Consider the following 12,449-nt stretch of genomic DNA (forward strand, 5'->3'; position numbering starts at 1 on the left):
GTTGGACGCAGGCGGCGCGTTTTCAGGGCGCGATGTAGGTTACCGGAATATGCACGGGGCCTCCCGGCGCTACGGGATCGGAACCGACCGGGGTGGGCCGCCAAATCGTGTTCTGCCAAGGGGTGGTTAACTCCGGACAACCCAACAGGAGCCGGCAGAGGTGTTCGTGGCGTGTGTGTTCCCAGCCGGCGTATTGGACCGCACCGAAGATAAAACTGTCAGCAAACTCGGTCCAGGATGTGAAACTGCCGCGCAGCGTTTCGGTTGCGGCGGCGGCGATTTCCTCAGCTTCGTTAGCCGGCAAGTAGCCGGCGGCGGCACCAAGGCGGGCCAAGTAGATAAGGTGACTCTTACGCCAGGCCAGCGGTGTGACCGAGGCTGACCGCCCTACGTAAAACACCCGATTGAGCAGGCGCTCCAAGCCAGCGGCGAATCGGGGAAACTGTCCGTCGACAAGGGTCACCAATTGGCCAGTGTGGTTGAGCGGAAGCAGGCGGTCGGTCGCGAGCAGAGCGGCCTTGAAGGCGGTGGCGTCGGCGAGCGCGAATTGGGACCAAAGGGCGTCGCGCGCCTGTTTTCCGGCCTTTTCAGGCGGCAAGGTACGAGCGGGTTCTAGCGACAGTCCGTGGCTGAGCGCGATGGGCAAGGTAAAGGCGTTGCCCAGGGCCTCGGCGTTAGTCGGATCGGCAGGGCGGGTCAGCAGGGGTAAATTCCAGGGCAATGCCGGGGCCGGGGTTTTTAAGGTGGCCTCCATGCGCGTGGCGAGTTCGCCATAGCCGAGCAGGTGCGCGGCGGCCAGCGGGGTGATGCCGGACTGGTCGGCAATCAGCGGGTCTGCCCCATGGCGCAGTAGGCCGTCGGTGAGTTGCGGGGCGGGGAAGGGTTGGATGGCGCGTCGCAGCGCGGTGCGGCCCTGGCGGTCTTGCTGATTCACCTCAGCGCCAGCCTCCAGCAGAACCGTGAGCGCATCGGGGTGGTGCCACTCCGTGCAGGTCATCATGAGCGGGGTGGTGCCGGTCTGCGGACTGGCGCGATTAAACTCGGCGTGGTGCGCAAGCAGGGTGCGAACAATATCCGTCTGCCCATAACCGGCGGCGGTATGCAGGGCGGTGCCGCGGTTATTGGCGCACACATTCAGGTCGATCCCCGGGTGGTTAATCAGCAGGCGGGCAGTTTTCCACTGATAAGAACTCACCGACATGGTGAGCGGAGACTGGCCCCATTTGTCCAACAGGTTGGGATTGGCCCCGGCATTCAGCAGCAGTTGCACGCAGGCGTGTTGCTTGAATTGCGCAGCATAGTGAAGCGCGGTGTCGCGGTTGGCATCCTGCGCATCGAGTTGAGCCCCGGCGGCCAGCAGCACCGGGATCAGCTCCGTCCAGCCACAGCGGGCGGCAATCATGAGAGCGCTCGCCTGATCGGTCGTACTGCGGGTTTCGATCGGGGTGGTGGCGAGCCGTTCGCGCACGGCGGTGATATCGCCACTGTCGAGGGCGGTAAACCAAGGGCTGTTGTCGGCGTCGGGTGAGAGCTTGCCGACGGGGACGTGCAGGCCGCGCCAATCGAGGGTACCTAATTTAGCCAACGCCGCACTGGCACCCGGCGCACCTTCATGGACGTTCAAACGGGCGAGCCGGATGGCGGCGACCTGGTGCTTGGGGTCAAGTTGCACGGCTTGTTCTAGAAAGATGCGGGCCTGGGGCAGGTAGCCGGCGGCCAGTGCCAGTTCGCCGTAATAACTACAATTACCGGCGCTATAATCCGGCATGCGGGAGATCCACAACGCGAGCGCCTCCTCGTTGCGATCCAGCGCCCAAAGGCATTCGGCGCGAACCTTTTGAGCGCCCTCGTGGCTTGGGTCTTGAGCCAGCGCGGCATCGCACAGGCGGAGGGCTTCAGTCCACTGGCCGAGGTCGCGCAAACTTCCAGCGGCGGCGTACAGCGACCACGGTTTAGGCTCTCGCTCCATCACGATGCGGTAGTGCTGCAAGGCCGTGGTGTGGTCTTCCATCGCCGAGAGCAGGTTGGCGAAGGTTTGGTGGACCAGCGTGGGGCCGGGCCCGGGTGCAAACTGGGTGAGCACGGAGCGATAGCGCTCGATCCCGTAGGCGACAATGCGTTGGCGCGTCGCATGAGACATAGGGGAATCGGTGTCACGAGTCAGATCGCGCGCCATCACCGCGGCCATCCACTGGATCATGGGGTCGTCGGGGTGCATACAGGCCACCACCATCAAGCCACTGAAATAGTGCAACCGGGTCGGCAGGTTGGTCGCCAGATCTTGACCTATGATACAGGCAGCGACCTGGCCCTGGGGGCTATCGGGTGCGTGGACCACCAGATGGTACCAGCCACGCAATGCTTCTTTGGTCTGAAAGCGGCTGCGCAAACAGACACTATTAAGAAAAATGACATCCGGGGGCGCGTCGTTGACCGCGCAAGCAGAAGCCAGCAGGGCTTCGGCAATGTTTTGCTCACCCGCCGCCAAGCGCTCGCGAGCGATCTGGGCCACAGAGGAGACCGGCACCGGGAGCGGCGCATCGGACTCGTTCACGGCCTTCGGGAGCGGCGGCTGCGCTGGGGTTTCCGGCATCGAATAGCCGGCCACCAGTAGCAGCGGCCCGGCGAGGGCAAACAGCGTCAACCGAGGCAGGGTGCAGGCACTCATTTTGAAGGGGGTAAGCATAAACGAAAAGAAAAGGGACTGGGTTAACGACTTGGTCACGCATGCCAACTGGTTTCAGCGCCCGGCCGGCCCTGCCCAGCCGCTCCGCATCCGCCTCCGCTCGCACCCCTTCGGGATCCCACCGCCAAAAGCATGGCTTTACCCTTCGCCTAGATTCGGTTGGTCTCACCGCCTTTAATCCTAAGCGCACCCGTACCATGAACCTATATCACGACTCACGCATCGTCATGACGCTCGACGCGGGCGGCACGAACTTCCGCTTCGCCGCCACGCGCGGCGGCAAGCCCGTCACCGAAACAGTCGCCCTGCCCTCCAACGGCGCGGATTTACAGCAGTGCCTGGACAACCTGATCATCGGCTTTTCGCGCGTGAAAGCGCTCTGCCCCGAGCCCCCGTCGGCCATCAGCTTCGCCTTCCCCGGGCCGGCCGACTACCCGAACGGCATCATCGGCGATTTGCACAACCTGCCCGGCTTCCGCGGCGGCGTGGCGATCGGCCCGATGCTCCAGGACAAATTCGGCATCCCTGTTTATATTAACAACGACGCCGACCTCTTCGTCTATGGCGAGGCGATCGGCGGCTTGCTCCCCCACGTGAACTCCCTGCTGGAAAAAGCCGGCAGCTCGAAGCGTTACAAAAACCTCTTTGGCATCACCCTGGGCACCGGCTTCGGCGCTGGCATCGTGCGCAACGGCGAACTGTTTACAGGCGACAACTCCATGGCCGGGGAAATCCACTCCCTGCGCAACAAAATGCACCCGTCCATGGATGCCGAAGAGGGCGCATGCATCCGCGCCGTGCGCCGCGTCTTTGCCGAAAAAACCGGCATTCCCTTTGAGCAATCCCCTGAGCCCAAGGACATCTACGCGATCGCTTGCGGCCAACAGCCCGGCAACCAGGCTGCCGCCAAGGAAGCCTTCCGCTGCCTCGGCGAAGTGGCCGGCGATGCCTTGGCCAACGCCCTCACGCTCATCGACGGCCTCGCCGTGATCGGCGGCGGCGTCTCAGGCGCGTGGCCGCTGTTCCTGCCGGCGTTGGTAGACGAGGTAAATTCCAACTACACCGGAGTGGGCGGCAAAACCTACCGCCGCCTCAACCAGCCCACGTTCAACCTCGAAGACCCCGCGCAGCTTGAGACCTTCCTCAAGGGCGAGTCTCGTATCATCAAGGTGCCGGGCAGCGAGCGCCTCCTGCAATACGACCCGTTGCAACGACTCGGCGTGGGCATGTCGCGCCTAGGAACCAGCGAGGCCGTCGCCCTCGGTGCGTACGCCTTCGCCCTGCAGCAGCTCGGCTGAAGCTGATGCCCGCGTTGCCCCCCCCCCCCAATGGGCAGCCGCACGGGTCGTTGGCATCCTTGAGCTCACGCTCAAGGCCACATTCGGCGTAAACACACTCCTCGTGAACACACGCTTCATCGACTCCCCGTGGCCTTGAGCGTGAGCTCAAGGTCTGGAGTTTAGCCCCTGACTAGTCGAACGCAGATCAGCCGAATCCTTGAGCTCACGCTCAAGGCCACACGCTTCGCGAACACACTCCTCGTGAACACACGCTTCATCGACTCCCCGTGGCCTTGAGCGTGAGCTCAAGGTGTCCCCCCCCCGCCCCCCCCCAACCGCGAAATCGCGGTTTTTTGAAAACGCATTTGCCCAGCCCGCTCCCGCTCCGTGTGATGTCCCGCTATGTCTCTTGGTTTTGTCGGACAACGCTGCCTGAGTGAACGCGAGCCCGAGCTGGGCCTTGGCCTGGTCGCGGAGCTTGATCGCACCCGCATCACAATCGAGTTCCCCGCCACCCGGGAAAAACGCATCTACGCCCGCGGCACTCCCGTGCTCAAACGCGTGCAGTTCACCGTCGGCGAGACCGTCGCCACCCGCGCCGGCGAAAAGTTCACCGTCGCCTCCGTCGACGAGCTCGCCGGCCTGCTCACCTACGTCGGCCCAGCCGGCCAGCGCGTGCGCGAGGACGTCATCTCCGACCTGACGAGCGTCGCCTCCCCCGCCGAGCGCCTGATGGCCGCCCAGGCCGAACCCTCCACCGTATTCGATCTCCGCCTACGCGCGCTCCAGGCCCGGGCCCGCTTCCGCCAGTCCCCGGTGCGCGGCTTTCTCGGCGGGCGCATCGACCTGATCCCGCACCAGTTTTACATTCTCAATGAGGTCGCCGGCCGCCAAATCCCGCGTGTGCTGCTCGCCGACGAGGTCGGCTTGGGCAAAACCATCGAGGCGTGTCTCATTCTCCAGCGCCTGCTCGCCACCGGCCGGGTTAAACGCGCACTCATCCTCGTGCCCGAGTCGCTCACCCACCAGTGGTTCGTCGAACTGCTGCGCCGCTTCAACCTGTGGTTCACGATCTTTGACGAGCCGCGTTGCGCCGACATCGAAGGCAGCGAACCGGGCAAAAACCCGTTTCTCTCCAGCCAATTGGCACTCGGCAGCGTCAGCCTGCTGTCCGGCATGGATAACCGCCGCGCCCAGGTCGTCGAGGCCGGCTGGGACATCGTCATCGTCGACGAAGCGCACCACCTTGGCTGGACGCCCGAAGAGGCCAGCCCCGAATACAAATTCGTCGAGCAACTCGCGCGCAAAACCGCCGGTCTGCTCCTGCTGACCGCCACCCCGACCCAGCTCGGCCAAGCCGGGCATTTTGCGCGCCTGCGCCTGCTCGACCCGCACCGCTACGACGACTTCGAGAGCTTCGTCGACGAAGCCGCCGACTTTGGCCAGGTCGCCGCCATCGCCGAAAAGATCGTGGACGGTAAAACCCTCACGGCCGCCGACCACACCGCGCTGCGCAAGCTCTTCGACCGCGATCCGGAAACCCTCGCCACCCACCTTGCCGCGCTCTCCGCTGGAAAAGCCGGCGCGCGTGACGCCCTGTTGCGCACCCTGCTCGACCAGCACGGCACCGGCCGCGTGGTGTTTCGCAACACCCGCGCCGCCATGACCGGCTTCCCCAAGCGCCAGTATTGCCCGGTCGCGATCGCCGACGCCACGCCCACGCTGCTGGCCCGCGTTGGCCGCGAACTGCAGGCCGAGGAAACCGGCGAGATCGCCACGCTGCGCTTCTCCTACAAGGAAGACCCGCGCCTGGATTGGCTGGTCGGCTTCCTGCAAAAAAACGCCCCCGCCAAAGTCCTCCTCATCTGCCGCTCGGAGCGCAAGGTGCTCGCGCTGGAGGCCGCCATCAAAGAAAAGCTCAACCTCAACATCGGCCTGTTTCACGAGAGCCTGCCGCTGATTCAGCGCGACCGCCAGGCCGCTTGGTTTGCCGAACCCGCCGGAGCCCAACTCCTGCTCTGCTCCGAAATCGGCAGCGAGGGGCGCAACTTCCAGTTCGCCCACCACCTCGTGCTGTTCGACCTGCCGCTCAACCCCGGCCTCGTCGAGCAACGCATCGGCCGCCTCGACCGTATCGGCCAAACGGAGACCATTCGCATTCACGTGCCCTACCTCGTCGGCGGTGCCGACGAAGCCGTGGCCCAGTGGTATCACCTGGGCCTGAATTCATTCGAAGCGCCGCTGCACGGTGGCAACGATTACGCCGACGCCTTCCGCACCCGCCTGCTGGAACTGGCGACGTCTTACGGCGAAGGTAAACTCAAGAAAAAGGCCCGCCCGCAGCTCGACGCCTTCATCGCCGAAACCGAAGTTTTCCGCGACGCCCTCCAGCTCAAGCTCAAGCAAGGCCGCGATCGCCTGCTGGAGTTAAACTCCTTCAACGGCGAGGTGGCCAAAGCCGTGATCGACCGCGTGCGTGCCGCCGACGCCGATCCGCTGCTGAAAAAAATCCTCACCGACCTGCTCGAACACTTCGGGGTCGAAATCAAGGAGCACGAGGACGGAGATTTCAACCTCAACGCCGACCGCGCCTACGTTGAAGGTTTCCCGTCGATCCCGCGCGACGGCATTCTGGCGACCTACCAGCGCAAGCGCGCGATTGCACGCGAAGACATTCGATTCCTCTCGGCCGATCACCCGCTGGTGCAAGACACGATCGACCTGCTGGTGGATTCGCCCGCCGGCACCACGGCTTTCTGCGTGCTCGAAGCCGACAAGCCCAACTTGCTGCTCGAAGCCGTCTTCGTTTTAGAAACGGTTGCCGACGCCCGCTGGCACGTGGACCAGTTCCTAGCGCCGACCCCGGTGCGCGTCTTGGTCGACATCCACGGCGGTGACCTGACCGACGACGTGCTGTATTCACGGCTCAACGCCGACGTGGAAGACGCCCCGCTGGCGAGTTTCTTGGAGCGGCCCGGCTTTAACGGCACGCTGTTAAAAAACCTGGTTACCGCGGCCACCGAGCGGGCGACAGCGCGCACCTTGACGATCAAAAAGACGGCGCGGGAGCAGGCCGCCGCCACGCTCACCGCCGACCTGCAACGGCTGGTCGAATTGGGGAAGTTAAACGACAACGTGCGGCCCGAAGAGCTCGAACTGGCGAAGAAGCAGGTGTTGCAAGTGCGCACCGCGATCGAGCAAGCACGGCTGCGTTTGGACAGCCTGCGTTTGATCGTCGAAGGCGTGGACCTGGATTGAGCTGGTTTTGGGCTGGGGGCCGAAAAAGTAGCGCAGACTTCCAGTCTGCAGGCATCGCCCCGAAAGTAGTGCGGTGCTTCAGCCCGCATCGGAAATTGCAGAAGGGAAACCGGTGCAAACCTGCGGGCTAAAGCACCGCACTACCTCAGCGCCAATCCGACAAAATCAATGCGGAGCAGACTGGAAGTCTGCGCTCTGGAGTTTGGCCCCAAAACGAGTTGAGATCCGCCCCCCCCAGCTAAGGTAGAATCGTACCGCAGGTAGCAACGGCATGGGTTTCGATGAGTTCGTTGACGTGAGGGTGGCTGTTGCGAAGTCTGCGAAACTCTCCGGAGTGATCAGCTCAGATCGCCATACATGATGCGCAGCACCTGTATGGTTCTTGGCACGAGTTAAGTAGAGTAGAGAGAGCCGCGCGTCGGCAACCCGTCAGCGCGACCCTCCCCCTCGTCAAACCGTGCAAGCGGTTTTCCCGCACACGGCTTACCGAGTCCCCATTCTTTCGGTTTGGTTTCAGCGGAGTTCATTGCTTCCAAGCCGCCGTAAGCGGCCAGTGCCATAGTTTGTATTGACCATGCAAACGGTCGTCGGTGAAGAACTCGAAGAGTCCGTGGGTGCGGCTATACTTTCGCCACAGCCACCGCCGCAACCGGTTGCGCACAAAAGCCTGCTGGTTACTAAACACGTGCGTGCTGTTGCCGTAATGAAACGCCGTCGCCCAACCGCGAGTGATTTGGTTGACCTTGCGGACCACCGCCACCGCCGGTTGGTTGCGCGTTCGCACATCTAGCTCCATCCGCACTTTGTCGCGTAACTTGGCCAGACTTTTCGCACTGGGGTCCACGTGCGGATACCTTCGTTTGCTCTTCATGCCTTGCCGCCATGCGACGGAAAAACCGAGGAACTCAAAGCCTTCCTTTCGTGTATCCACCAGTCGGGTTTTCTCTTCGTTGAGCTTTAACTTACGTGCCTCCAGCCACCGTTTCAGTCGCGTTTGCAGCCCCGCCCCTTGACCCGGTTTGCACAGGATCAGGAGGTCGTCGGCGTAACGCACCATCGTCGGCTTTTGTTCGCACTTCTCATTCACCGCATGATCGAGGTCGTTGAGGTAGAGGTTCGCCAGCAGAGGCGATATAACTCCGCCTTGTGGCGTGCCACACCGGTTCGCGCTCACCTTGCGGCACCCCGTGTCCCGGTCCTCTTCCACGATGGGTGCGCGCAGCCACGTTTTTATTAAACGCAACACGCTCCCATCGCTCACCCGTTTGGCCACCAATTGCAGGAGTTCGCGGTGCGGGATCATATCGAAGTAGCTCGATAAATCCGCGTCCACCACCTCCACCTTTCCGCTCAGCATGGCTTCCTTGACCTTATCCATCGCCTGATGGGTCCGACGTTTCGGCCGGTAGGCGTAGGAATGGTCATGGAAGTCCGCCTCTAGGATTGGCTGCAACACGATCACCGCCGCGCTTTGCACCACCCGGTCTTTCACCGTAGGGATGCCCAGCGCACGACGTTTGGTCCTGGCCTGATCCTTCCATATATAGACGCGCAGGACCGGACTGGGTCGGTAGGTTTTCGTTCGCATTTCCTCCGCCAGCGCAAGCAGCCATGCCGCCCGATAGGCTTCGTTCTTTGCGAGCGTTTCCACCTCGAACCCGTCCACTCCCGGCACGCCGTCATTGGCGATCACCTGATCGAGCGCATCCGACAGAATGTCCTGCCGATACAGCTCTCCATACAAACTATAGAACCGCCAATGCGGCTCCGCTTTTGCTTTCCGATATAGCACACGTTGCAGCTTCCGAACCTTCGGTGACGTTTTTATCCAGAGTTCATCACCCCAGCCATCGTCGGGTCCTTTGCCGCTCTGTGATGCGTGGGAACAAGTGCCCTCCCTTCGCTCCCCGGCGGTTTTAATGTCCGCTAGATCATCACTACTATGGAGGTCTCCGACTCCTGCCACGGCCCGTCCGGCCTTACGAGGTTTTGCCGCGCTTGTGCCGGTGGTTGAGGCATCGCAAGACGCCCCACCGCCGCAGGTCTCACCACTTAACCTAACGACCTTTCCCACCCCGCCGCCCCCGCTGACTCCGCCGACGTGTTGATCGGAAATCAACGATTTAGGTCCTACGTCTTTGCGAGACTGCCTTTTCCGATCCTTGCAGTCTTCACCGTTCAGGTAGCGGCTGGACTCGTCGGTTGTTTCGGTAACGGAGCTCATTGGATGGGGTTCACCTTCGTTGCGGCTGACTGGTTCGGGCACACGGTCGTGCTTTCCGGCGAGGCCTCGCGGCCTGCATCCGTGACCGGGCCCTTCGACCGCGAATCGTTAAATTCGGTCGAACAGACTTTCACTGTTATGGTTGTTAGTTTCATGGTCGCACACCCGAACGCCGAAGTTTTAACCACGGAATTCACAGATGAGCACAGATAACAGAGTGTTACTGAATTTGAAGACAGGATGAAAAAAAGGGGATCAAGCTGAGTCCGTTTACCTCCTAAGGGATTGTATCTGTGCAATCTGTGTAATCTGTGGTTGGTTTGAACTTCGGAATTCAGGTTAAACGGCCAAACTCCAGACCTTGAGCGTGAGCTCAAGGATTCGGCTGATCTTCGTTCGACTAGTCAGGGGCCAAACTCCAGGCCTAGGGCAACGCCCTAGGAATCATGGGGTAAAGCGCCCAAGCCCTGAAGGGGCGATCTAAACAGGACTGACGATAACACCCCTTAACTAAGTGCCATTCAACCCAGCGCCTTTGCTTTACCGGCGTGCCTGGGCCCTCTCGCCCCTTGACCCGCCCAACTGGAGCGGGCAGTTTCGGCGCATGGTTCAGCGACTACATCCGGTGGCAACGGAACCGCAAAATCGCTTGGGACGTCGTTCAATTCCCCGGGTCGTGCGAGTCGATGGGTTTACCCTCGTGGAGATCATGATCGTGGTGGTGATTATCGGACTGCTGGCGGCGTTGGCCATTCCGGCGTTTCAGCGGGTGCGGATGCGCTCCCAGGCTACGAGATACGCCACCGATTTCCGCCAGTTTGAATCCGCGTTTCAGCGCTTTGCGCTAGAAACGGGAGATTGGCCGCCGGCGGCGATCAACGGGGTAACGCCCACCGGGATGAGCGGCTACCTGCCGGTCGCGTATGCAAACGGCGGGGCCATGGGCGGGTTATACGGTTGGTCGGGGCCGAGTCAGAACATCATCGTGCGCAGCGGCCGGGAAACCGATGCCGTCATGCAACAAGTGGATCAAATTCTCGATGACGGTGATTTGACGACGGGCGAATTCTCTTCGCTCAGCGGTGGAGGGTACGGGTTCCGCGTGCGCTAGCCACAGGGCGCTGAAAAATCGACGAGCGAAAGACGGCCCCGATTTCATTTGGCGGCCACGGACGACAAGGAGGTCGTCCCTCCGTAATCGTTCCCGCCTCCGCGGTCCGATTCACATCTCCGAGCGGCTTATTTATTGCCGTCGAAGAGTTTTTTCAGGCCCTCGGTCGCCAGGGGAAGAGACTCGCTCACTTTAAACGGTCGCGCCAGTAGCCATGCTCCCTCTTGAACGACGATACCGCCACAATGAAGACGTCGTCGGGCCGCTCAATGTAGATCACCGCGTAAGGGAAGGGCAGACGGAAGTGGCGACGGCACGGCGACTGGATCACTCGATAACGCTGCGGGGACTCACGGACCTCGTGGATCAGCTCCATGATCGTGATGTAGAAGCGCACACCAAGAGCCGGGCTTTTCTCGGCGTAATGCTGCGCCGCCTCGGCAAACTCGGCCTCGGCCTGCCGATGGAAGCGGTAGTGCTTCACAGGCCGACAATCTTGCGCACGCGCTCCATGACTTCCTCGCCGGGGACGCCCACTTCGCGCCCGCTTTCGATGTCATCAAGGCGGCGCTGGATCTCGGCCCCCCAAGCGGCGTCATACTCCGGGTCTGGCAGACGATAGTTGGACATCAGGAAGCGCTCGAACAGCGCCTCGACCTGCTCCGCCGGCCAATTTTTCGTCTCCGCGATCACTTGTTCAACGGTCATGGGCATGCCTGCAACGCTGCTGGTTTCGTGCAGCTGGGCAAGTCCGCTGTCGTTTTCTCCCCCTCCCGCACGGGTTACCGCAGGCGCGAACTTTACGCAGCTGGGTGATCGACACCGCCGTTCGGACTGGCTCGGAAAAAGTAGCGCAGACTTCCAGTCTGCTTCGGGCGCTTGCCGGAGCCGATGAGGAGCAGACTGGAAGTCTGCGCTACTCTTAAAACCCTGGACGACACGGAGGTCGTCCCTCCGTAATCGAGATTAGCGACGACCTTGCTTCAGGTCGCCGCCAGCTGCCCCTCGACGTTCAGCTTATTTATTACCGCCGAAGATTTTTTTCAGGCCCTCGGTCGCAGCCTTGGCCGCGTTCGTGGCGGCCTCGCCGCCCTTGGTGCCGCCCTTGAGCAACGAATCGCCCACCGCTGTGGTGATGTTACCCAACACATTCGTCAGCACCTTGGTGGCAATCTGATCGGGGGTGATGCCGCCCTCGGCGGTGCCGAGGTCGGTCAAGGTGATCGGCGGCAGGGGCAAGGTCAGCGCCGCACCACCGACTCCGACGGTGACTTTGACGTTTTGCAGGCGGAACTTCTTCACCTCAAACTTGAGCGGTTTACCGCCGGCGGGTGCGGGTTGTTCAGCCGGAGTCGCAGGCGTTCCGCCGGTCAGCTCACGGGTAAATTTGTCGATGTTGACGAGCAGGTCCTTGATGTTGTCGCGAACGAAGTTGGTCTCGTAAACGAACTCAGGGCCGTCGATGAGCACCTCCTTAACAATGATGTGGTCGCCGACCAACGACAGCGGGGCGACACTCACATAGACCTTGGCAAAGGAGAATGCCTTGGGGCTTTTCCACGCAGGGGTGTTGCCCACGACCAGGCCGTTGAGCGTGCCCGAGCCGGTGAACGGCGAGATCGAGGCGCTCTCCAGCGTGACCGGCGTGCCGGTGACCTTCGGCGCGAAGGTATTGACCCCTTTGGTGACGATGGAGCCGAGAAAAAAGGAGGCGATGACGCCGCCGATCAACACGAGTGCGAGCAAGCTGCCCAGAATGATGAGGAGTTTTTTCATGATGCGCGTAAAGCGGGCAAACGTGCCGCCATTTGGCTCTGCCGCAAGCCTCCCGTCCGCTTCGTGACGCAATTGATGCGCAGGCATTGCCAAGGTGCGATTGGCTCTAATTAA

Annotated in this window: 7 protein-coding genes and 1 pseudogene; 3 read left to right on the forward strand and 5 right to left on the reverse strand. The window is 61.9% G+C overall.

The window, feature by feature from the left end:
- Positions 1-22: 22 nt before the first annotated feature.
- Positions 23-2,686 (reverse strand): ankyrin repeat domain-containing protein, encoded by a 2,664-nt coding sequence (locus tag H2170_15495; protein MCS6301474.1) that lies wholly within the window; start codon positions 2,684-2,686, stop codon positions 23-25.
- A 197-nt stretch (positions 2,687-2,883) separates the two neighbouring features.
- On the opposite strand from H2170_15495, the gene H2170_15500 reads away from it, so the two are divergent.
- A complete protein-coding gene (locus tag H2170_15500; GenBank protein MCS6301475.1) occupies positions 2,884-3,984 on the forward strand; it encodes an ROK family protein in 1,101 nt (366 codons plus the stop codon).
- Between the two features lie 384 nt (positions 3,985-4,368).
- Complete coding sequence (gene rapA / locus H2170_15505) at positions 4,369-7,224, forward strand: RNA polymerase-associated protein RapA (protein MCS6301476.1); 2,856 nt, start codon at positions 4,369-4,371, stop codon at positions 7,222-7,224.
- Positions 7,225-7,747: 523 nt separating this feature from the next.
- On the opposite strand, the gene ltrA is transcribed toward rapA, so the two are convergent.
- On the reverse strand, positions 7,748-9,448 hold the full coding sequence (gene ltrA, locus H2170_15510) for a group II intron reverse transcriptase/maturase (protein MCS6301477.1): 1,701 nt from the start codon (positions 9,446-9,448) through the stop codon (positions 7,748-7,750).
- Positions 9,449-10,052: 604 nt separating this feature from the next.
- On the opposite strand from ltrA, the pseudogene H2170_15515 reads away from it, so the two are divergent.
- A pseudogene (locus H2170_15515) lies at positions 10,053-10,304 on the forward strand (prepilin-type N-terminal cleavage/methylation domain-containing protein).
- A 442-nt stretch (positions 10,305-10,746) separates the two neighbouring features.
- Here H2170_15515 and H2170_15520 read toward each other — a convergent pair.
- From H2170_15520 to H2170_15530, 3 genes are all read right to left on the reverse strand, one after another.
- Complete coding sequence (locus H2170_15520; GenBank protein ID MCS6301478.1) at positions 10,747-11,043, reverse strand: type II toxin-antitoxin system RelE/ParE family toxin; 297 nt, start codon at positions 11,041-11,043, stop codon at positions 10,747-10,749.
- Positions 11,040-11,273, reverse strand: a complete 234-nt coding sequence (locus H2170_15525; GenBank protein ID MCS6301479.1) for an addiction module protein — start codon at positions 11,271-11,273, stop codon at positions 11,040-11,042. The genes H2170_15520 and H2170_15525 overlap by 4 nt, the downstream gene beginning before the upstream one ends.
- Before the next feature lie 303 nt (positions 11,274-11,576).
- Entirely contained in the window at positions 11,577-12,335 is a 759-nt protein-coding gene (locus H2170_15530) for a hypothetical protein (GenBank protein MCS6301480.1), read from the reverse strand.
- Positions 12,336-12,449: the final 114 nt, after the last annotated feature.

The sequence above is a fragment of the Opitutus sp. genome, from assembly GCA_024998815.1.
Lineage (GTDB): Bacteria > Verrucomicrobiota > Verrucomicrobiia > Opitutales > Opitutaceae > Rariglobus.

What these genes read in the sequence shown, in the direction of transcription:
- H2170_15530 (MCS6301480.1), bottom strand. Translation starts at nt 12,335, where the DNA reads ATGAAAAAACTCCTCATCATTCTGGGCAGCTTGCTCGCACTCGTGTTG.
- H2170_15500 (MCS6301475.1), top strand. Translation starts at nt 2,884, where the DNA reads ATGAACCTATATCACGACTCACGCATCGTCATGACGCTCGACGCGGGC.
- H2170_15525 (MCS6301479.1), bottom strand. Translation starts at nt 11,273, where the DNA reads ATGCCCATGACCGTTGAACAAGTGATCGCGGAGACGAAAAATTGGCCG.
- rapA (MCS6301476.1), top strand. Translation starts at nt 4,369, where the DNA reads ATGTCTCTTGGTTTTGTCGGACAACGCTGCCTGAGTGAACGCGAGCCC.
- H2170_15495 (MCS6301474.1), bottom strand. Translation starts at nt 2,686, where the DNA reads ATGCTTACCCCCTTCAAAATGAGTGCCTGCACCCTGCCTCGGTTGACG.
- ltrA (MCS6301477.1), bottom strand. Translation starts at nt 9,448, where the DNA reads ATGAGCTCCGTTACCGAAACAACCGACGAGTCCAGCCGCTACCTGAAC.